The following is a 21,593-nucleotide window of genomic DNA, read 5'->3' on the forward strand; positions in this document are numbered from 1 at the left end:
CAGCGATTGTCCCACAAGCATTTTACCATCTATCGAATGACAGGGTTATATCAGATGGCGTTTGATCAACGATTATATAAGATGAAACAATGGATAGAAAAACAGATAGAACAGTGCTCCTCATGTAAACAAGAAAACATATATAAATACAAATTAAAAAACCGATATAAAACCCTTCTTTTTAGGTGGGAGAGAGCACCCGGTCATGCATAGAAGCGGTCAGATCCTTTTCCTACCCCAGACATGGTGAAAACAAAGAGAGAAAACGAGAGCAGTCACCTTTTGTTATCCATAGCCGCGGCTATATGTCGAAAAATCAAAATGGATTTATAGAAACAAAATTATGTTTAAACGGGTAAAGAAATTTACAACTAGATAGAATAGTTTTCATAGGTACATCACAAAATAAAGATGAGTTTCCATACAATTTTCCATACAATCTTGAATAAAAGGAAGGAGCTATCTATGTTGTTTCGCGGTGACCGAAAACGATTACATAAGAAAACACAACTCCACACGAAACAATCGCAAGTTGCTAGACAACAAGTTCCGCTTTCTTCTGACTTGGATGAAAACCTACGGGTCCTTCGTTCCATGTATCAGGATTGCTTTGATGTGGTCTTTCGGACGTTTTTAATTAGTGGACAAACAAAAGCTGTTCTTGTTTATGTAGAGGGTTTATCTAGTATGGAGGAGATTGAGAGTTATGTGCTTGCTCCACTTATGTCAGAAACAGAAACAGGGGTTCATAGTCCACGTGAATTATTAGAGAAAAAAATACATATTTCAAAGATGAAAGAAGTCAAGACATTTGCGGATTGTATAGAGAACATCTCCATCGGGAATCCAGTGGTTTTCATAGAACAAGAAATGTTCGGACTCGCCTTGGGATTGGCTAAGTGGGAAAAGCGATCGATTGAAGAGCCGCAGGCAGAGGGTGTCGTGCGGGGACCACGGGAAGGGTTTGTGGAAACATTGGGAGTCAACACTTCCCTGCTCCGACGAAAAATAAAAAGTCCTGATTTCAAAATGAAATCGATGAAAATTGGGCGCTTTACTGAGACAAATGTTGTAATTGCTTACATAGAAGGACTTTCGGATCCAACTCTTATTGAAGAAGTTGAAAATCGCTTGCGACGCATTGACATAGACAGTGTATTGGACAGTGGGTATATCGAAGAACTAATTGAAGACAATCCCTATTCACCTTTTCCGCAACTTATCAATACAGAACGACCGGATGTAGCCGCTGCAAATCTTCTGGAGGGACGTGTGGTGATTCTAGTGGATGGTACACCTTCTGTCTTAATTGCACCTATAAGCTTTTTTTCTTTACTTCAGTCACCTGAAGATTATTACCAACGTTTTCTGATTAGTTCAGTCATCCGCTTGTTACGCTTTGTGTTTATGGTGTTTTCTATCCTTTTGCCTTCGCTCTATGTAGCGGTCCTTACGTATCACCAAGAGATGGTACCGACATCTTTGCTGATTAGCGTGGCAGGTTCAAGGGAAAGTGTTCCCTTTCCGGCGTTGGTAGAAGCATTAATGATGGAGGTAACATTTGAAGCGCTGCGTGAAGCTGGGGTACGGCTTCCGAAACAGGTCGGGGCTGCTGTTAGTATTGTCGGCGCTTTAGTCATCGGTCAAGCTGCCGTTCAAGCTGGTCTAGTTTCCGCTCCAATGGTTATTGTTGTTGCGATTACAGGTGTTTCCTCCTTTATGGTGCCGCACTATACACAAGGAATCGCGTTACGAATGCTACGCTTTCCTATTATTTTTTTAGCTGGCTCCTTAGGTTTGCTTGGAATTATGCTTGGGGGGATTGCAATTGTCGTCCACTTATGTGCGCTGCGTTCGTTTGGGCTTCCATTCCTTACACCCATCGCTCCACTGAAGGGGAGTGAGTTGAAAGATACCTTAATCCGGGTTCCTTGGTGGAAAATGAATACGCGCCCTCATTTAACTGGCGAATTCAACAAATATCGACAGTCACCTGGGCAAAAGCCAAATCCGAGCAAAGGGGATGAAGAATAGAGCAAAGACATGATGAGAAGGATGTGAATAAGAATGGGTCCCTTTCTAGCTCGAAACATTATAAAAATGTTCACTATTCTTTTCTTTTTTTCAGCTAGCTTTCTGCTTACTGGTTGCTGGGACAGAAGAGAAATAAATGATACGGCGATAGTGTTAGGGGCTGCCATTGACAAATCCAATGGGAAAAACATCAGGCTTGCCGTTCAATTTTTGGCTCCTCAGGCTATTGGTGGGCAGCAAGGTGGAGGCGGAGGAGGTCCTAAGGTTTTGATGAGATCGGCGATTGGAGAGAATATGGTAGATGCTGCGTCAAAGCTCCAGGTACAACTTCCGCGTAAACTCTTCTGGGGGCACTGTAAAATATACATTATTGGTGAGAAGCTCGCTAAAGGAGGAGCGCTTAATGAGCAAATTGACTTTTTAATTCGCCATCCGGAACCTCGGGACCGTGCTTATTTGTTTGTGAGTTCTGGGAAAGCATCCAAAGTTCTGGAATTCCAGCCACTTTCAGAGCTACATGTTGGAGAAGGGCTTCGAAAGATTGCTGAGATGCATATAGGTAAAACTACTACAGTAAAGGATTTTGAACAGATGGTAACAGGTGATGCAGGGGTGGCAATCACCCCTTTAATCAAGATGGTACCGGCCAAAAAGGGGGAGAAAGGAAAAATTTTTCCTTTAATGGCAGGAACTGCTGTTTTGAAGAAAGATAAAATGATTGGTCAAATTGATACCAAAGTAACTAGAGGAATGTTGTGGTTACGAAATGAAATCGAAGTGACTGCCATTACAATAAACCCCAAAAAGGGGGAAACGATTTCGATAGATCCAATTCGACAAAAGATGAAGCTTTTCCCTACCATCGAGAATGGAAAGTGGAAGATCTTAGCGAAGGGCACATTGGAAGGCTCGGTGATGCAAAATGGAAGTCATTTTACTGTTATGACCTCAAGCGTTAGGAAGAGGATAGAAAAAGATATAGAAAACACCGTTAAACAACGTATAAACCTGTCTCTAAAGCAAGTGAAGGTGGGGATGAATGCGGATGCATTCGGTTTTGCAGATGCGTTTCATCGTAAATATCCAAAAGAATGGAAAAAAGTCAAAAATCATTGGGATAAGGTTCTGCCACAGGTGGATGTGAAAATAGACATTAAAGCACGTATACGCCGACCGGGTTTATCTTCCACGCCAGCGGGTTTGAAAGAAAAAGAGGTAATAAAGAAATGAAATGGATAACGGTAGCAGGAATAACAATATGCGTGATACTTATTACTTTGTATGAATGGCCAAAAATGGATCGGAATCAAAAAAGGGAGAAAGTAGCCTTTGTGACTTTAACAGCAATGGGATGGTTGCTCGCCATCCTCCTTCTTTTTTTCCCAGATATGCCGGGTCCTACGCAAATGATTTCTTATATTTTTAAACCACTTAGCAAGATACTTGAAAAATAGTAGAACCATGGGATGTTAATCAAACGAAGGAGACAAGAAAATGATAGAAAAAGGGAAAATTTCTTCATTTCAAATGGCACTTATGATAATACCGACAATCATTGCAACTGCTATTCTCATCGTTCCAACGATTACAGGTAAGTTTGCGGGGCGTGATATGTGGATTTCTCCCATTTTGGCGTCTCTCAATGGATTTTTTACAGCGTTTATTCTGTATCGATTACATAAGATCTATCCGAACAAGACGTTCATTCAATACAGTGAACATATAATTGGCCGGATTCCAGGAAAAGTCCTTGGGTTTGTCTACTTGTTCTTTTTTTTGCAAACAGGTGGCTCTATATGTAGAGAGTACGCAGATTTCGTTATTAGTTCTTTCCTCCCTAAAACTCCGATGATTGTAGTTTTGGGAAGTATAATTTTTGTTTGTGCCTTCACTGTACGTGGTGGTGTGGAAGTACTCGGAAGAGTTGCCCAACTGTTGATTCCGCTATTTATACTGCCATTGTTTTTACTCATTTTACTCCTATCTGACTTAAAACCACTAAATATACTTCCGATTATGGAACATGGGATCATGCCTTCTATTATGGGGGCGGCTGTACCACAGGGATGGTTTGCTGAAATTTTTTTGATCTCTATGCTGTTACCTTTTTTGACTGATCGTGAAAAAGGGATGAAATGGAGTGTAATTTCGGTGATTGTCGCTATGTTCACTCTGACTTATACTAACATAATTGGCATTCTTCATTTTGGAGAATCAGTAACTAGTTATGCCTATCCATTGTTTTCGGCTTTCCGATACATTAGTATTGCTGGATTTTTTGAACATCTTGAGTCATTTGTGATAACTTTTTGGATATTAGGAGTATTCGTCAAAATTTCAGTATTCTATTATGCACTTGTTTTAGGGACTGCCCAATGGTTACAGTGCTCTGACTACCGGCCCATCGTATTTCCACTCGGTTTCCTGTTAATGTTGTTCGGTATATGGGTAGCTTCCGCTGAGCAGGAAATGACCCGATTTTTAGGGGACATCTTCCCTTTTTATGGAGCATTGATGATGACGTTCATTCCGCTATTGCTACTGCTCATCGCCATCATACAGAAAAAGCGGAAAGATAAATCATACACCATAAAAGAATAAAATTTTCTGTTTTATCCCCTATATTTCCTATATGTAGTTGCTGTTTAGTTGTCAATTAAAGGAGAAAGATGCATGATGCAGGAAAAAATAGGATTTATTCAACTTTTTTATATAATGATGGCCTTTGAAGTAGGAAGTACCGTGATTTTCGGATTAGGAGCAGAGGCAAAACAAGATGCTTGGTTAGTGATTCTAGTCGGGATGTTCTGTGGGTTAGTGTTAATGTGGGTGTATACCAAATTATTTGAATACTACCCAGGGGATACACTTACACAAATTATTCCAAAGATTGTGGGCAGATTGATCGGTTACCCGTTGATTGTAAGCTATATTCTTTATTTTGTTTATTTAGCCTCGCGAGTGGCAAGAGATTTTGGTGAACTTATAGCTGGAACCATCTTGCCTAAAACTCCAATGATTATTGTTATCGGTAGTTTTATGGCTGTGATTGTGTATTGTTTACGCGGTGGGATCGAAGTATTCGGTCGTACTGGGGAGATATTCTTTCCTGTTCTGTTTCTCGTTGCGATTATAACATGGATTATCGTATTTAGTTCCCAAATTGGTAATATAGAGCGTCTCGCGCCTGTATTGGAAAAAGGAATTGGAACGGTGTGGAAGGCAGCATTTCCCCTTACTGTTACGTTTCCATTCGGAGAAATGGTGCTGTTTATGATGTTTTGGCCAGCGTTACAAGATCCGGGGAAAGTGAAAAAATTAGGAATGATGGTTGTTCTTGCGGCTGGAATTTTATTGACTGTAAATATGATCAGTATTATTTCTGTTATTGGACCTAATTGGATTCGTACACAAACATATCCATTGCTTACGGTGGTGAGAATGGCATCTATTGGAAATTTTATCGAAAGAATTGATGCTGTTGTAATTATAACGATGATAGTAGGTGGATTTTTTAAAGTGGGTTCGTTTTTATATGGTGCCGCAATGGGAGCTGCGCAGCTGTTTAAACTGAAAAGCTATCGAGCTATGGTTGTTCCGTTTGGCATAATTGTAGTTCCATTGTCACTTATGATTGCCACTAGTTATATGGAACATGTAGAAATCGGATTGAAGAAGGTCCCGCTATTTTTACATATCCCACTCCAGATTGTAATACCGGTTATTTTATTACTTATAGCTACAATTCGTAAGAGGATACAGTCATAATTTCTAGCTATTTAATAAACAACTGTATGTTTACATAATACCTCGATAGTATGTTTCATATCTTTCTAACAACCCGTTAGTCAATCGCATATAAAAGTGTTAGATAGTGTTTTTTTCATACTACTGGACAGTATGACCAGATCATAAGATTCAAAGGAGGTATTTATAGTGTTGTATTATTTTTATCCGCCAGAAATATGGACTCCTTTTCAAAGGCTTTTTTTTCGTAATATTCCACAGTGTAATGACTATTTCTTTCTGTCAAATTCATCTATCCAACACACACTTTATACTCAAAATTATACAAATGCATTTCCGTTTTCCTCAAATAACTATACCCAAGTTCCGATTCAAGAGAGTGAAGAAGCCGTTAGAGGCTCTTGGACTCCTTTTTCATGGGTCGAAAAATATGCGTATGCGTTTTCAGGACCTTACAACAAAGCAGAAGTCGCTCTTACATTTGATGACGGACCAGATCTTGTGTATACCCCTCAAATATTAGATAAATTGAGTGAATATGGTGTAAAAGGTACATTTTTCCTGATAGGTGAAAATGCGGAGAAATATCCTGAGGTTGTAAAACGGATTGTAAAGGAAGGGCATATTGTCGGCAATCATACGTATAGTCATCCGAATTTAGCAAAAGTGAGTGATGAAGAGTATCGTGACCAAATTTTAAAAACAGAAGAAATATTACGAAGGTTAACGGGGTATGATGCGAAGTTTATACGGCCACCTTATGGAGTGATTAATGAAAATCAGCTGAAATGGGCGACTGAGCAAAACTTTATGATGATTCAATGGAGTGTAGATACGGTAGATTGGAAAGGTTTAAGCGCTGAGAAGATTACGAACACAGTACTCGGAAATACATTCCCAGGTAGCATTTTGCTACAACATTCTGCGCCAGGAGGGAAATTACAAGGTTCTGTAGACGCTTTAGATCGAATTATTCCTGAACTTACATCTAAAGGAGCGCGATTTGTGACGCTTCCCAAAATGTTTGATACTTCGAAACAGAGACGATAAAATAGAGATGTTAAAAGCCAACATGTATTACAAACTGTTGACTTTTAACATATTTCGACTTTGTTCTACAACAAACTCATAGTATTCAATTTCATGAGGATAAATATCTTCGAATGTTACAGCAATTGGTTTTTCTTTATCATTTATGAGTGTAGTCCCAGTAACAGATGATTGTTCTCCTTTTAAAAGTTGCAAAAAGGAAGTTGCACTGAGTTTCATCACATCATCGACTTCATCACCAGGAGCAAAAGCTAGTGGGGATGTAACAATATGAAAATACATATGACACATTTCATGGTCAATGAGAGGGGGATGCTCGTTATTTAGTTTATAGACCCCTTTGTATACGAAGTCATTAGCATGGAACGAAAGTCCTAATTCTTCTTCTACTTCTCGAAGACCACCTGTTAGCAAATCTTCATCATGCATAATATGTCCAGCAGATGTGATATCCCATTTTCCTGGGAAATCTTTTTTGTCATGCGCACGTAATTGAAAATATAAAGAGAGATCTTCATCATCTCGTTCTATTAACCAGCAATGGAAAGTTTCATGCCAATCACCTTCACGATGTACATCATCACGTAATTTTTTTCCTAATATGTTTCCTTTTTCATCGAATATGGTCAACCATTCTTTCATATATATTCCTCCTTTGGTATATTTTATTATACAATAAGTCGTGTGTAATTTTTAGAAAAATAAAATTTATTCATTGAATGAGGAGGAAAGTATAGTGGGAAAAGAGAATCAAAATCAGAATTCATTCATTTCAACAGAAGAAGAATTACGGCTTATTTTAGGATATCCAAGCGAGCGAGCGGTGAAGAAAGTGATTGAATCGCTTGATCAACATTGTCGTGCGTTTATTTCTAAATCTCCCTTTCTAGTATTATCTACGTCGGATAAATCTGGTCATTGTGATGCTTCACCAAGAGGAGATTCTCCAGGATTTGTATATGTTTTAAGTGAAAAGCAACTCGTTATTCCAGAAAGGCCAGGCAATCGCCGAATTGATTCGATTCTTAATATTTTATCTAATCCGCAAGTAGGGCTTATTTTTTTCATTCCGGGACTTGGGGAAACATTACGAATAAATGGTCGTGCAGCTATCACAAAAGATCAAGAGATTTTAGAGAAAATGCAAGTGAATGGTTGTAGTCCTCTTATAGGAATTATTGTGGAAGTAGAAGAATGTTTTGTACATTGTGCAAAAGCATTCATACGTTCTAAACTATGGAATCCAGACTCTTGGGTAGAAAAAGAACAATTACCTTCTGCAGCAAAAATGTTGGCTGAGCATGCGAAAAGTCTCAATCAAAATGAGAAAGAAGTTGCTAATTCTCTCTATGAAAGTTATACGAAAAGGCTGTATTAAAACTTGTGTATTTTTACTACAAATGAGGGGTAATTTGAATAGTAAGAGAGCGAAATAGTTCAAAACGAGAATATATTTTTTTCTTAATGACACAATTGGGCTTTTTTAAAAAAGTCTTGCTTTTTAAAATTATCACAATTATAATAATTAAATAAATATAACTGAACGAAAAGTAATGATAAGGACATGAGATTATTTTTACGGTTTACAGAGAGGGAAGCCAAAGGCTGTGAGCTTCCTAACACGGAAAATAACCTTACCACCTTTGAACTTCAATAGTGAACGAGTAATCTAGTAATTATTGACGGACTCAACCGTTATCTGATCTTGAGCAATCTATCCTGTATATACTGGTAGGTTGAAACAAGGGTGGAACCACGAAAACACATTCGTCCCTTTACTAGGGATGAGTGTGTTTTTTTATATATATAAATACAAATTAAAAAACGGACATAAAACCCTTCTTTTTAGGTGGGAGAGAGCATCCGACCATGCATAGAAGCGGTCAGATCCTTTTCCTTCCCCATGCCAAGTGAAAACAAAGAGAGAAAATGAGTGCAGGTCACCTTTTGTTATCTATAGCCGTGGCTTATATGTCGAAAAATCAAAATGGATTTATACAGACTGATAAATTAAATATTTAAAATATAAAAAATAATTATTTATTTTATGTAATATGTATGTATAATGAATTAATAAATATAACTGAACGAAAAGTAATGATAAGGACATGAGATTATTTTTACGGTTTACAGAGAGGGAAGCCAAAGGCTGTGAGCTTCCTAACACGGAAAATAACCTTACCACCTTTGAACTTCAATAGTGAACGAGTAATCTAGTAATTATTGACGGACTCAACCGTTATCTGATCTTGAGCAATCTATCCTGTATATACTGGTAGGTTGAAACAAGGGTGGAACCACGAAAACACATTCGTCCCTTTACTAGGGATGGGTGTGTTTTTTTGTATATAAAATCTTGAAAAGAACAGTTGAATTGAAAGGGGGTGTCGTGGAATGAAACGATTGATACGAACGAAAACAACCATAACCTGCGCAACTACGAGAGCAATGAGGATGGAGAATGTGTCATAGTTTGAAATAATAGGAGGAGGTACAAAAATGAAAAAGGTAATTTATGTCGGTGTGCTAGGTCTTGGAACTGTAGGGAGTGGGGTCGTTCATATTTTAGAGAAACACCAAAAGAAAATTTCCCTTGATACAGGGTATGAGGTAAGAGTGAAGTCAGTAGCGGTCCGTGATTTGGAAAAAGAACGTGATGTTTCTATCAGTGGAATTGCTATAACGAACGATGCAGATGAAATATTAAATGATTCAGATATTGATATCGTAGTAGAAGTAATGGGCGGAATCCAGGAAGCAAAACAATCTATTGTAAAGGCGTTACACAATAAAAAACATGTAGTGACTGCAAACAAAGATTTGATGGCTTCTTATGGTGCGGAATTATTACAATTGGCACATGAACAGGAGTGTGATTTATATTATGAAGCGAGTGTTGCCGGAGGGATTCCAATTTTAAGAGGTCTTGTGGATGGGCTAGCTTCGGATCATATTGAAAAAATAATGGGAATTGTAAATGGAACAACAAATTATATATTAACAAAAATGAGTCAAAATGGATGGTCATATGATCAAGCGCTCCAAGAAGCACAAAAGCTTGGGTTTGCAGAAGCTGATCCTTCAGCAGATGTGGATGGACTTGATGCAGCACGAAAGGTGGCCATTCTTGCTAATTTAGGTTTTTCAATGAATGTTTCTCTAAGTGATGTACATGTACAGGGAATTCGTAATGTGGAGAAAAAAGATTTGGAAATGGCAAAAAAATTAGGATTTACTATGAAATTAGTGGGGAAAGCGGAGCAACACGATTCGAGCATTCATTTAAACGTAGCGCCTACTTTATTACCAGATCATCATCCGCTTTCAAGTGTGAACAACGAATTTAATGCTGTGTATGTACACGGTCACGCTGTTGGAGAAGTGATGTTTTATGGGCCAGGTGCTGGGAAATTACCAACTGGGTCTGCTGTAGTGAGTGATATCATTTCTATCGTTAAAAATATGAAGATAGATGCAAAAGGTCATGGTGTGTTAAAAGAACCACAACCTTATATGCTCAGAGGGGATCGAGAAATCGTTTCGAAATACTTTTTACGGATTTTATTAAAAGATGAACCGGGAATGTTTCAAGAAATCACTGAATGTTTTGTTAATAATTCTATTAGTTTAAAAGAAATTATTCAGTTGCCATTAAATCAAGAACTTGCAGAAATTGTGCTTGTTACTCATCAAACTTCAAAATACCAATTTGAACAGACTTTAGCATCATTAGAGAGTGTAGCAAGTGAGGTTAAGAGTTATTACTGTATTGAGGAGGAAAAAGAATATGTATAATGGTTTATTAAAACAATATGCTTCATTTTTACCGGTGAGTGAAAAAACACCAAATGTCAGTTTGATGGAAGGGAACACACCACTTATTCCGCTTCCGAATCTTTCTAAGAAATTAGGTATTACTTTATATGGGAAATATGAAGGAGCAAATCCAACTGGTTCCTTTAAAGATAGAGGAATGGTAATGGCTGTTGCGAAAGCAAAAGAAGCAGGTTCAGAGGCGATAATATGTGCTTCGACAGGGAATACATCTGCATCAGCGGCGGCGTATGCTGCCCGCCTTGGCATGAAATGTATCATTGTCATACCCGAAGGGAAAATTGCCCATGGCAAGCTGGCACAAGCAATTGCTTATGGAGCGGAAATTATTTCAATAGAAGGGAACTTTGATGATGCACTGCGAGCAGTACGTCAAATTGCAGCAGAAGAGCCAATCACATTAGTAAACTCTGTCAATCCATACCGTATTGAAGGGCAAAAAACAGCAGCATTTGAAATTTGTGATCAACTTCAAAAAGCACCAGACGTCCTTGCTATTCCTGTTGGAAATGCTGGAAATATTACAGCATATTGGAAAGGATTCTGCGAGTATGAAAAAGAAAAAGGGTATAAAAAACCAAGGATTCATGGTTTTGAGGCAGAAGGTGCAGCGGCGATTGTAAAAGGTCATGTGATTGATTCTCCAGAAACAGTTGCAACAGCAATTCGCATTGGTAACCCAGCGAGCTGGTCATATGCGGTAGAGGCAGCGGAGCAGTCGCAAGGTGAAATTGATATGGTAACGGATGAAGAAATTCTACAAGCATATGGGTTATTAGCAAAAAGCGAAGGTGTATTTGTGGAACCGGGATCTAGTGCATCTCTTGCAGGTGTGATCAAACATGTTCGAGCCGGTAAAATTAATGAAAATGAGACGGTTGTCCTTGTACTAACAGGAAATGGTTTAAAAGATCCTGATATCGCTCTTTCTTCAAATAAACTGGATATCGCTAATATTTCAAATGATATGTCAAAAATAAAAGAACATATTAAGGAAGTGATTGTTTCGTGATCCCATTTATGATTCGTGTCCCAGCTAGTACAGCAAATGTCGGCCCTGGTTTTGATTCTATCGGAATAGCTTTATCTCTATACTTGGAAGTGCGTGTGAAAGAAAAGTCAGATCATTGGCATGTGGCCCATTCATTTGGCCCTTCTATTCCAAATGATGAAAGAAACTTAATTGTAAGCACAGCACGTGAAGTATTCCCGTCTTTATCTCCTTATGTAATAGAAGTGACAAGTAATATTCCACTTACGCGAGGATTAGGTAGTAGTGCAGCGGCGATCGTGGCGGGAATTGAACTTGCGAATCAACTTGGAGATTTAAAGTTAACAAATGACGAGAAAATTCATGTTGCAACAAGCTTTGAGGGACATCCTGATAATGTAGCTGCCTCGATTTTAGGAGGTACAGTGATTGGGGCGATGGATCACCAGCATGTGTCTGTTGTAAGAATAGAACATAGAGATGTAGGCGTGATTGCACTTATTCCAAATGAAGAATTAAATACAAATGAAAGTCGTTCTGTTTTACCAGAAACGTTCCTATTTGCAGATGCTGTTCGCGCAAGTGCAGTAAGTAACGTATTGGTGGCGGCACTATGCCAAAAGAAATGGAAAACTGTAGGTGAAATGATGGAAAGGGATCAATTTCATGAACCGTATCGTTCACAGCTTGTTCCACTTTTACCGAAAATTCGCCATTATGCAAAAAACTTTGGCGCACATGGAACATCATTAAGTGGTGCAGGACCGTCGATTTTTATTCTGACTCCATATGAGAAACGCCAGGAAATTGCCGAACAGTTAGTAAGAAATTTTCCAGTACTGCAAGTATGCGAGCTTGAGATTGATCTTGAGGGAACGGTTGTCAAAAGCGAACAAAGTGCTGGAATTTCAATAGAATAATAGAATGGTATGTATCATTTTTGGAGCTAAGAAAAATGATATGATTGAGACGATGTGTACTATTTATCCCGCTATTCGCGGGCAGTAAAACCCCCACTGATCAAAATTTCACTTTATACTGTTCGGACACAACCTTTAGATAAGGGGAAAATGACATGACAAAAACATTAATGGAAGCGTTAGGTATTGAGTTATTAGAAGTGACAAATGAAAAAGTTGTGGCAACAATGCCAGTCGATGGCAGAACACATCAGCCATTCGGTTTTCTGCATGGAGGTGCATCTGTTGCATTAGTAGAAACGGTTGCGAGTATGGGGACCTATCATTTAATTGATCAAGATAAATATATTTGTTTCGGCTTAGAGATCAACGCGAATCATCTTCGTTCAAAGCGAGAAGGGATTGTGACAGCAATAGCAATGCCGCTTCATATAGGAAAGACAACAATGGTATGGGAAATTAGAATTGTTGATGAAGAAGATCAGTTAATGTGTATTTCAAGATGTACCGTCGCCGTTAAAGAGAAGCGTGGAGAATAAATCACACTTTTATTATTAAAATCCAAGACTTGAGATTCAAAGACAATAAAAATGAAAATGTCCATAAGAACTGAAATGCCATTTAGATAATTGAGTAATGATCAATGACACCACGCTGATTATCAGGGTGGTTTTTTTATGCTTTAAAAGACTAAGAGCTATCTAAACATAAATCTAATTTCATATGAAGTGGAAGAAATTATTTTCTGCCACATTCCTGTAACAAACCATCCGTATAGTCAGTGGTGGAGGTGCAGGAGATGAAAAAAATAATGGCAATATGTCTTCTTATAACAATTACGATCTCATTTTTCACGGGATGCGAGTGGAAACAAAAGAATGTTTCAATTGAATCAAAAGCAAAAAAGGTAACATATAAAGACTTTACGTATGAAGTGAATCCAGAAACGTTTGAATTAACGGTAACGCATAATGGAGTGAAGGAACAAGCATCACAGCCCTTACCAAAGATGAAAATAGCAAAGGTGAAAAAAGATGATACGCATACATCATGGGAATATCCAGAGCAGAAAGTGAAAGTAAATCTAGAAAAAAAGAAGGATCACTTAAATATTGGAATTGAATCTACAGGTGCAGAAAGTTTTACTTGGCCGAAAGTACAGGCTGAGAATTATACACTTCCTTTATGGGAAGGAAAATTTATTCCAAGCGATGATACGAATTGGAAGAACTTTTTAAAAGACGACACCTATTCATTTGCGGAATCATTTTCGATGAAATTTTTTGCATTAAATGCGTCGCAGTATTCCATGGTATATGTCGTAAACAATATGTTTAATAATGAGTTGAAATTTCATTCGGATCCTAAAATCGGTTTTGATTTTATTCATGAGTTTCCTACTATTAATAAGAACAAAGTATACAGTTTTCAATTGTATGTAACGGATAATAATGCTGTGGATATCGCAAAATTGTATAAGAGCAATATTGTTGAAAAAGGTGAATTTAAAACGTTACAAGAAAAAGCAAAACAAAATAAACAAATTGAAAAGCTATATGGGGCGGCACATTTTTATTTTTGGAATCAAGACTCTCTATCACAAAGTAATATTGACTGGCCGAAATTGAAGCAGCAGATGAATAGTCCCTTATTTGAATGGATTAAGGAGTTGATTCAAAAATATAGTAAAGAACCTGGTGAGCTAAATGTCTTTGATCAAGTCAATAGGCAAGATTTTATTGATAAGTATCAAAAGAATGTAATTCTTCGTTATATAAATGAAGCATTAGGAATGAAAGAATTGTATAAGGAAGTTATTTTCCAAAAAGTGGATGAGACAGCAAGTGAATTATTGGAAAAAGGTATAGGCCACTTAACTCAAACTGAATTATATACGTTAAACAAACACTTGTTAAAAAGTATATTAGGCGATACGGTCGATGATATTGAAAAATGGGGCAGTGCGGATGGAACGAATGTTTTAAAAGAGATGAACGAAGCTGGTATTAATCATGCATGGGTTGGACTACCAAACTGGGAGCAAGGTTTTATACAACCGGAATTTGTGAAGCGGGCAGAGAAAATGGGATATTTAGTTGGTCCATATGATTCGTATCATTCTATTCATGAAAAAGGAGATAAAAACTGGAATACAGCATCCTTTAAAGATCCTTCCTTATTTGAAGAGGCAACAGTTTCTAGAAAGAATGGTGAGAAAATACAAGGGTTTCTTGGTAGAGGACGTAAGTTAAATCCAACATTATCCCTGCCAAGTGTGAAAGAACGTGTCGGTGGCATTTTAAATAATGGTGTTGCTTTTAATTCATGGTTTATTGACTGTGATGCAACAGGAGAGATTTATGATGATTATTCTCCAAATCATATAACAACGCAAGAGCAAGACTTAAAAGCAAGATTGGCACGTATGGATTATATTGCAAAAGAGAAAAGTATGGTCGTTGGCTCAGAAGGCGGAAATGATTTTGCGAGCGAAGTAATCGCTTTTGCGCATGGTATTGAAACACCCGTTATAAAATGGGATGACGAAGACATGAGAAAAAATAAGACGAGTCCTTATTACGTAGGTGGATACTGGTCACCGAATCAAAATGTGCCAGAGAAATATGCGAAACAAGTACCGATTAAAGAAGAGTATAAACAAGTGTACTTAAATCCAGTGTATTCTTTACCACTTTATAAGCTTGTGTACAATGATTCAGTGATTACGACACATCACTGGGAATGGGGAAGTCTGAAAATTGAAGATGAAGTTGGAAATCGGATGCTGAATGAATTATTGTACAATGTTCCACCCCTGTATCACTTGGATCAAGTAGAATGGAAAAAGCATAAAAAAGCCATTACGCATCATTTGAAAACGTGGGAAGCATTTCATGAAAAGGCAGTAAGACAGGAGATGACTGACTTTGTGTATCTTTCAAAAGATAAACTTATACAATCAGCCACATATGGTAAGGATTTAAAGGTTATTGTGAATTTTTCAGGTAATGATGTGAAAAATGAAAATACAACAATACCAGCGAAATCCGCAGTTATTTATGAAAAAGAGAAGAAAACGACATATAAACCTGCAGTAAAGTGAATGACCCATCCTTACCATTCTAACGAGCTGTTTGAAGAAGAGGACTTCTGCTGAAGTACTGTTAAAATTGGATGAACGTAGTGGAGGCTTTCTTTTATAGGAATTTGTTATATATGTTATCAACATATAAAGTGTTCCTAGTGTGAGAACTAAAATTGTAAATTTTTTGAAATTCAATTGTGATGTCTTGCTAAACTGAAATGTGGGAGTATAATGTGAGATGAAATATATAAATTCAGTTTAATTTTCTCCTTAAAAAAGAAACCTTACAAAAATGTAAGGTTAATGAAATGAAATTCAATATGAAGAATAAAAGATTAAGAGTATACTAAGTGCAGATAAGGAGAGGGAAGGAGAATCAACATGAGTTCTGAGTTAGAATCCAATACAAGAAGTGGAAAAAAGCGTTCTAAAAGAAAATCTGTGAAATGGTTCATTTTGATTCCATTTGTACTGCTCATTTTTGGTGGAGTAGGCTATGGTTCATTTCTATATAATAAAGCAAAAGCAGTCGTAAGTGATGCATATGCAAAAATTGAGAAATCGGATAAACGTGATAAAGATGTTAAACCGTTAAAAGATAATATTTCTATTTTGATTATGGGTGTTGATGGAAGTGATATCCGAAAAACGCAATATGGTGAAGCGGTTCGTACGGATGCACTTCTGCTTGCGACAATTAATAAGGATGATAAATCAGTGAAATTGGTAAGTATCCCACGTGATTCACGTGTGTATATTCCATCAAGAAAAAAAATGGATAAGATTACACATGCGCATGTATTTGGCGGTGTTGAAAGTACACGGGATACAGTAGAGAAATTTTTAAATGTTCCAGTTGATTATTATGTGAAGTTCAACTTTGATTCTTTTGTGAAAATTGTAGATTCACTTGGTGGTATTGATGTGGATGTGCCTGTTACATTTACAGAACAAGATAGTAAAGATCAAGCAGGTATGATTCATTTAGAAAAAGGAAATCAACATTTAAACGGGGAGCAAGCTCTTGCGTTAGCAAGAACGCGTAAAATTGATAGTGATGCAATGCGTGGTCAAAGGCAGCAACTTGTAATCGAAGCAATTGCGAAAAAAGCAATGTCCGTTCAATCTATTAGTAAACTTGGTTCTATGTTAGATGCGATTGACAGCAACATGAAAACAAATTTAACATTTGATGATATGCTTTCTATTACGAAAAATATGGCCGGAACAGATTTACAAATGGAAAAACTACAAGTGGAAGGTACGGATAAGCGTATCGGTGGTATTTATTACTACCTTCCAAATGAAAAGAACGTGCAAGATATTTCTAACAAGTTAAATGAACATTTAGGTATTACACCAAAAGCGGTTCGAAACTAATTTTGAAAAGGTTGGCGTCTTGCCAACCTTTTTTTCATACGTAACGATTTGTAACATTTCTGTAACGATTTTCTTTTTAATAAAAATTATACTTTTTTATGAGTGAAAATATTGGATAAAGTGTAACGGTAAGTAGAAATTAAAAATGTTTTGAAGTGAGATTACTACAAATACACAATATAAAAGAAGAAAATAAGATTGATACTTTGTAGAAGAAACAATTTTAGAAAAAAGGATAAAAGTGAAACGAAGTAAACAAATATGTAGTGAGGAACGAGAATACATGCGAAAAGCGTTAGGAATCATTGGAGTAATTACGATGTTGACGGGCTGTGCAATGGCCGAGACACCTACAAAGTTAATGGAAGCTCCTACCCATGAGAACTGGCAAAATGAATTGCAGGAACAAATAAAGAAAGATTTACCTGTGAATTCTCGGTTAATAACCCCCTTGTCCAATCAAGACAAACAAACGATTTGGACGGTGGATGTAAATCAACATGGCAAGAAAGAAGCAGTTATTTTGTATAAACAGCAAAATGAAGATTATCACGTGTATATGTCCGTTTATAAACAATCGAAAAAAGGATGGGAAGTTCAAGCTACACGCACTTTTACAGGAGAAGGTGTCGATACTGTCTCGATTGGAGACTTCACTGGGAATCACAAACAAGATATCCTGATTGGAATCTCTCTAAGCCATAAAGAATCTCAAAATGAGGTGATTGTTTTTTCTACAGAAGAAAATGATCTTGTGGAACGGTATAAACGAAATTATACAAAACTGTTTGTTGAAGATTTAAATGATAATGGGATTAAAGATATCAGTGTTGTTACATATGCAAAAGATGAACAATTGCAAGTAGAGTTGTTGGAAAAATTTAAGACGCTTTCGGAAATTTCATTTGATCCATATGTGAATGGAATACAAAAAGTGCAGCTTGGACGTATTTCTCTGCAAACAAAAGCAATGGTAATTGATGCAGCTGTTGGTGCGCACTCGGGTATGACGTATGTAGCTAAATTTGAAAAAGATCATTGGGAAAAAATGTTTGAAGATGAAGAAAACCAATTATTTAATGGTTCTGTAATGGAAAGCCAAGATATAAATGGTGACGGAATTATTGAGTTTGCCACTAAGATTGAACCGAAAGGCTGGGAAGAAAGTGCCTACGCAGAAATCCCTTGGTTTGAACGATATGTACAGTGGGATGAAAAGAATGGATTTAAGCCAGTACAAGAAAGATATGTGAACGTAGAACAAGGCTATTATGTTAATATTCCTGCAGATTTAATAGGAAACATAACAATCGCAAAAACGGATGCTAAGGATGCGCAGCATTTTATTTATGGTGACACAAATAAAACGTGGCTCGAAGTTCACACTTTTAAACGTACAGAGTGGAAAGATGTAAAAGAGTATGATGCAGTAGTTAAAACAAATTCATATATATATGCAGTGCCGAATCAATCAAAATATAAAAAATTCAAATCATATATTAAGCCGTTAGCTGATTACCAGCAGGAGTAGTAGAGGGAGGAAGAGGATGAGTACAATTTTAGTGCTGGAAGATGAAATGACGATTCGCAGTTTTATCGTGTTAAATATAAAGCGTGCGGGATTCGATGTACTAGAAGCAGAAACGGGGGAAAAGGCTTTAACTTTACTTCGTGAACATCATGTTGATATTGCACTATTAGATGTGATGTTACCTGGAATGGACGGTTTTGAAGTCTGCAGATGTGTACGTGAAATGAATAAGCAAATTGGTATTATTATGTTAACGGCACGTGTTCAAGATAAAGATACAGTACAAGGTTTAACACTTGGAGCGGATGATTATATTGCAAAACCATTTAGTCCAGTAGAGTTAATTGCGCGCATTCAATCCTTGTTGAGGAGAGTGAAAATGAATGAAGAAAATGTAGAAGTGATTCAATCAGGCCCATTTACATTAAACCATTCTCAAGAAAAGTTATATAGAGACGGAAAAGAAATTGATTTGACACCGACGGAATATACGATTCTTCATTATTTGATGGACAATGCAAGTAAGCCAGTGTCGAGAGATGAAATATTAAACAGAATATGGGGCGTTAATTATGTAGGGGATATGAAAGTGGTAGATGTAAATATGAGTCGCTTACGCCAAAAAATAGAAGCTAATTCATCACAACCTCAGTTTGTTCAGACTGTTTGGGGGAAAGGATATATGTGGAAGGAAAGCATGGAATGAACCGGAAAATAAGTCTGTATTTTATGACAGTAATTATTCTCATGCTTGCTTTATTTGAAGTTGTTTTCTCCTTTGTTATTTACCATTATTATTACAATGGAATTGTTAATCATATTGAGTCACATGCGAAAACAAGCACTCGCTTTTTTTCAGAATATAACTCAATCTATTTAATTCGATTACGTGAATATAGCGGCGATATTATGGAGGCATTTCAATTAGAAGGAGCAGAATTGCAACTGATTGATCGCAGTGGCAAAGTCGTACAATCTTCAAGTGGATATAAAGTAAATGAAAAGGTAAAAATACCTCTCACATTACTAGAAGGAGAGACCTATCATCAGGTGACCACTAGAAAAGATGAGCAAAAACAATTGGAAGTGTTTAGTCCACTTATTCATCAAGGACAAACGATTGGTGTTTTAAAATATACGACAGTTCTAACGACTGTGAACAAAACCATTATAGAGCTTATTCTGTTTACAATTATAGTGGGAATGGTTATTTCAGGGATTGTTTTGCTGATTAGTAGGCGTTTAGCAAATATGTTTGTCAGACCGATAGAATCTATTATCCACGCCTCCTCACAAATTGCAGAAGGAACGCTGAACAAGAAGATAAAAGAGGATTATCCTGGAGAGCTCGGAGGATTAGCACATAGCTTAAACCATATGTCAGAGAAAATTGAGAAAACCGAACAAATGAAAAATGAATTTATTTCATCAATCTCACATGAACTTCGTACGCCTTTAACAGGGATTAAAGGATGGAGTGAAACATTAAAATCTGTCGATTCTTTAACGGAAGAAGAGGTTAAGCAAGGAATGAATATCATTTCTGGTGAAACGGATCGTTTAATTGATCTCGTAGAAGAATTATTAGATTTTTCTAGGCTAGAGGCTAATCATCTTCGTTTATATAAACAACAAGTTCAATTGCATCATATACTTGATGAGTCCATATGGCAGTTAACGCCAAAAGCAGAGAAGAAGCAGATTGAAATGATATCCAATTTAGAAGAGGTAGAAGTATTAGGTGATAAAAGTCGTTTAAAGCAAATTTTTTTAAACGTAATTGATAATGCAATTAAGTATTCAAATCAATATGGAAAGATTTCAATATGTGTAACACAAAAAGAGAGAAAAGCGATCATTACTGTAACGGATGAAGGCATTGGAATGGCAAAAGAGCACATACCGTTCGTAATGCAATCTTTTTATCAAATTAACAGTTCATCGTCAGGTGCAGGAATTGGACTTGCTATTGTGAATAAAATTGTTCAGCTTCATGAAGGATCAATACATATTGAAAGTAGCGAAGGAGCTGGCACAGTGATTATGATAAAGATTCCTTTATAATGTGTACAATGTTCGTTTTCTAGTAGTCGAAAGAAAACGAATATATTTACATTTGTATAAATGGATGTTATATATTAGAGTGATAGAAAGAGAAAAAGAGAGAGAAAGGAATTTAATAGAATGGGAAATTTACTAAATGTAAAAAGAATAATTGTAATGGTAGTAGCTATTACAGTGATAGCAGTTGGGTTTTTTATGTTTCAATCCATCACATCGTCAGCGAGAGCGATAGCAAATCAAGAAAATTCGGTTCAGCTTGCAAGCGAGCAGCCGAAAGTAGAGATGAATAAAACAGCACTAGGTCAATTTAATGGTCAAGTGCGTAAAGTTGCATATCTTACTTTTGATGATGGACCGGGAAAATACACAACTGAGCTGTTAAATATGTTAAAGCAACACGATGCGAAAGCTACATTTTTCTTAATTGGTGCGAATGTAAAAGAATATCCTGATTTAGTCAAGCGTGAAAACGCAGAAGGGCATTATGTTGGCATGCATAGTATGACACATGATTTTAAAAAATTATATACACATGGTGACTATGTAAATGAAATGAAAGAAGATCAAAGTTTAATAGCGAATACTATTGGACAAGCACCAAAATTAACACGTCCACCATATGGCTCAATGCCTGGTTTAAATGAAGCGCTCCGCAACAAAGTAGTGGAAGGCGGTTTTAAAGTATGGGACTGGACGATTGATTCTTTAGATTGGAAATATAACAAAATACCAGTTGATGTTGCTTCAGCAAAAATTGTTCAAAATGTACTTGCTAGTGCAACAAATCCGACAGAAGTCATATTAATGCATGATATTCACCCGCAATCTGTTGCTGCAGTACCAGGTATTCTGAAAGGTTTAAAAGAAAAAGGTTATGAATTTGAGGCATATCATGAAGATGATCACTTCCCGTTGAATTTTTGGCATGATAAGCGTATGTAACTTAGGAGGAATTGA

The 21,593-nt window shown here is 36.9% G+C and carries 18 protein-coding genes and 2 other annotated features; of the genes, 17 read left to right on the plus strand and 1 reads right to left on the minus strand.

What is annotated here, in order from left to right; all coding sequences use genetic code 11:
* Positions 1-465: 465 nt before the first annotated feature.
* From QUF99_RS13060 to QUF99_RS13085, 6 genes are all read left to right on the plus strand, one after another.
* Complete coding sequence (locus QUF99_RS13060) at positions 466-2,034, plus strand: spore germination protein (RefSeq protein ID WP_289370580.1); 1,569 nt, start codon at positions 466-468, stop codon at positions 2,032-2,034.
* A 33-nt stretch (positions 2,035-2,067) separates the two neighbouring features.
* The gene (locus QUF99_RS13065; protein WP_289370581.1) at positions 2,068-3,264 is read left to right on the plus strand and encodes a Ger(x)C family spore germination protein; all 1,197 of its coding nucleotides are present in this window, start codon (positions 2,068-2,070) and stop codon (positions 3,262-3,264) included.
* A complete protein-coding gene (locus tag QUF99_RS13070; RefSeq protein WP_289370583.1) occupies positions 3,261-3,488 on the plus strand; it encodes a hypothetical protein in 228 nt (75 codons plus the stop codon). Before QUF99_RS13065 ends, QUF99_RS13070 begins: the two co-directional genes overlap by 4 nt.
* Before the next feature lie 40 nt (positions 3,489-3,528).
* The gene (locus QUF99_RS13075) at positions 3,529-4,635 is read left to right on the plus strand and encodes a GerAB/ArcD/ProY family transporter (protein WP_289370584.1); all 1,107 of its coding nucleotides are present in this window, start codon (positions 3,529-3,531) and stop codon (positions 4,633-4,635) included.
* A gap of 72 nt (positions 4,636-4,707) precedes the next feature.
* On the plus strand, positions 4,708-5,802 hold the full coding sequence (locus QUF99_RS13080; protein ID WP_289370586.1) for a GerAB/ArcD/ProY family transporter: 1,095 nt from the start codon (positions 4,708-4,710) through the stop codon (positions 5,800-5,802).
* 171 nt (positions 5,803-5,973) lie between these two features.
* The gene (locus tag QUF99_RS13085; RefSeq protein ID WP_353958424.1) at positions 5,974-6,831 is read left to right on the plus strand and encodes a peptidoglycan-N-acetylglucosamine deacetylase; all 858 of its coding nucleotides are present in this window, start codon (positions 5,974-5,976) and stop codon (positions 6,829-6,831) included.
* 27 nt (positions 6,832-6,858) lie between these two features.
* Here QUF99_RS13085 and QUF99_RS13090 read toward each other — a convergent pair whose 3' ends face one another.
* Positions 6,859-7,473 (minus strand): NUDIX hydrolase, encoded by a 615-nt coding sequence (locus QUF99_RS13090; RefSeq protein WP_289370587.1) that lies wholly within the window; start codon positions 7,471-7,473, stop codon positions 6,859-6,861.
* Between the two features lie 94 nt (positions 7,474-7,567).
* On the opposite strand from QUF99_RS13090, the gene QUF99_RS13095 reads away from it, so the two are divergent.
* The 11 genes from QUF99_RS13095 to QUF99_RS13145 all read left to right on the plus strand — a co-directional run bounded on the left by QUF99_RS13095 (position 7,568) and on the right by QUF99_RS13145 (position 21,578).
* Positions 7,568-8,209 (plus strand): pyridoxamine 5'-phosphate oxidase family protein, encoded by a 642-nt coding sequence (locus QUF99_RS13095; protein ID WP_289370589.1) that lies wholly within the window; start codon positions 7,568-7,570, stop codon positions 8,207-8,209.
* A gap of 166 nt (positions 8,210-8,375) precedes the next feature.
* Positions 8,376-8,609 (plus strand) — a binding site (T-box leader).
* Between the two features lie 310 nt (positions 8,610-8,919).
* Positions 8,920-9,153: a binding site (T-box leader), on the plus strand.
* Between the two features lie 177 nt (positions 9,154-9,330).
* Positions 9,331-10,626 carry a homoserine dehydrogenase gene (locus QUF99_RS13100; RefSeq protein ID WP_289370592.1) on the plus strand — a complete coding sequence of 432 codons (1,296 nt, stop codon included), beginning with the start codon at positions 9,331-9,333 and terminating at the stop codon, positions 10,624-10,626.
* Complete coding sequence (thrC, locus tag QUF99_RS13105; protein WP_289370594.1) at positions 10,619-11,677, plus strand: threonine synthase; 1,059 nt, start codon at positions 10,619-10,621, stop codon at positions 11,675-11,677. Before QUF99_RS13100 ends, thrC begins: the two co-directional genes overlap by 8 nt.
* Complete coding sequence (gene thrB / locus QUF99_RS13110; protein WP_289370596.1) at positions 11,674-12,576, plus strand: homoserine kinase; 903 nt, start codon at positions 11,674-11,676, stop codon at positions 12,574-12,576. Before thrC ends, thrB begins: the two co-directional genes overlap by 4 nt.
* Before the next feature lie 155 nt (positions 12,577-12,731).
* Positions 12,732-13,115 (plus strand): hotdog fold thioesterase, encoded by a 384-nt coding sequence (locus tag QUF99_RS13115; RefSeq protein ID WP_289370598.1) that lies wholly within the window; start codon positions 12,732-12,734, stop codon positions 13,113-13,115.
* Positions 13,116-13,375: 260 nt separating this feature from the next.
* The gene (locus QUF99_RS13120; protein ID WP_289370600.1) at positions 13,376-15,679 is read left to right on the plus strand and encodes a glycoside hydrolase; all 2,304 of its coding nucleotides are present in this window, start codon (positions 13,376-13,378) and stop codon (positions 15,677-15,679) included.
* Between the two features lie 363 nt (positions 15,680-16,042).
* A complete protein-coding gene (locus QUF99_RS13125) occupies positions 16,043-17,041 on the plus strand; it encodes an LCP family glycopolymer transferase (protein ID WP_289370602.1) in 999 nt (332 codons plus the stop codon).
* Positions 17,042-17,324: 283 nt separating this feature from the next.
* A complete protein-coding gene (locus tag QUF99_RS13130) occupies positions 17,325-18,572 on the plus strand; it encodes a hypothetical protein (RefSeq protein ID WP_289374642.1) in 1,248 nt (415 codons plus the stop codon).
* Positions 18,573-18,588: 16 nt separating this feature from the next.
* Complete coding sequence (locus QUF99_RS13135; RefSeq protein WP_289370603.1) at positions 18,589-19,278, plus strand: response regulator transcription factor; 690 nt, start codon at positions 18,589-18,591, stop codon at positions 19,276-19,278.
* Positions 19,275-20,636 carry a sensor histidine kinase gene (locus tag QUF99_RS13140; RefSeq protein WP_289370604.1) on the plus strand — a complete coding sequence of 454 codons (1,362 nt, stop codon included), beginning with the start codon at positions 19,275-19,277 and terminating at the stop codon, positions 20,634-20,636. Before QUF99_RS13135 ends, QUF99_RS13140 begins: the two co-directional genes overlap by 4 nt.
* Before the next feature lie 120 nt (positions 20,637-20,756).
* Entirely contained in the window at positions 20,757-21,578 is an 822-nt protein-coding gene (locus tag QUF99_RS13145; RefSeq protein WP_289370606.1) for a peptidoglycan-N-acetylglucosamine deacetylase, read from the plus strand.
* Positions 21,579-21,593 lie beyond the last annotated feature (15 nt).

The sequence above is a fragment of the Bacillus sp. DX4.1 genome (assembly GCF_030348195.1).
Lineage (GTDB): Bacteria > Bacillota > Bacilli > Bacillales > Bacillaceae_G > Bacillus_A.

What these genes read in the sequence shown, in the direction of transcription:
- QUF99_RS13060 (WP_289370580.1), top strand. Translation starts at nt 466, where the DNA reads ATGTTGTTTCGCGGTGACCGAAAACGATTACATAAGAAAACACAACTC.
- QUF99_RS13065 (WP_289370581.1), top strand. Translation starts at nt 2,068, where the DNA reads ATGGGTCCCTTTCTAGCTCGAAACATTATAAAAATGTTCACTATTCTT.
- QUF99_RS13070 (WP_289370583.1), top strand. Translation starts at nt 3,261, where the DNA reads ATGAAATGGATAACGGTAGCAGGAATAACAATATGCGTGATACTTATT.
- QUF99_RS13075 (WP_289370584.1), top strand. Translation starts at nt 3,529, where the DNA reads ATGATAGAAAAAGGGAAAATTTCTTCATTTCAAATGGCACTTATGATA.
- QUF99_RS13080 (WP_289370586.1), top strand. Translation starts at nt 4,708, where the DNA reads ATGATGCAGGAAAAAATAGGATTTATTCAACTTTTTTATATAATGATG.
- QUF99_RS13090 (WP_289370587.1), bottom strand. Translation starts at nt 7,473, where the DNA reads ATGAAAGAATGGTTGACCATATTCGATGAAAAAGGAAACATATTAGGA.
- QUF99_RS13100 (WP_289370592.1), top strand. Translation starts at nt 9,331, where the DNA reads ATGAAAAAGGTAATTTATGTCGGTGTGCTAGGTCTTGGAACTGTAGGG.
- thrC (WP_289370594.1), top strand. Translation starts at nt 10,619, where the DNA reads ATGTATAATGGTTTATTAAAACAATATGCTTCATTTTTACCGGTGAGT.
- QUF99_RS13115 (WP_289370598.1), top strand. Translation starts at nt 12,732, where the DNA reads ATGACAAAAACATTAATGGAAGCGTTAGGTATTGAGTTATTAGAAGTG.
- QUF99_RS13120 (WP_289370600.1), top strand. Translation starts at nt 13,376, where the DNA reads ATGAAAAAAATAATGGCAATATGTCTTCTTATAACAATTACGATCTCA.
- QUF99_RS13125 (WP_289370602.1), top strand. Translation starts at nt 16,043, where the DNA reads ATGAGTTCTGAGTTAGAATCCAATACAAGAAGTGGAAAAAAGCGTTCT.
- QUF99_RS13130 (WP_289374642.1), top strand. Translation starts at nt 17,325, where the DNA reads ATGCGAAAAGCGTTAGGAATCATTGGAGTAATTACGATGTTGACGGGC.
- QUF99_RS13135 (WP_289370603.1), top strand. Translation starts at nt 18,589, where the DNA reads ATGAGTACAATTTTAGTGCTGGAAGATGAAATGACGATTCGCAGTTTT.
- QUF99_RS13140 (WP_289370604.1), top strand. Translation starts at nt 19,275, where the DNA reads ATGAACCGGAAAATAAGTCTGTATTTTATGACAGTAATTATTCTCATG.
- QUF99_RS13145 (WP_289370606.1), top strand. Translation starts at nt 20,757, where the DNA reads ATGGGAAATTTACTAAATGTAAAAAGAATAATTGTAATGGTAGTAGCT.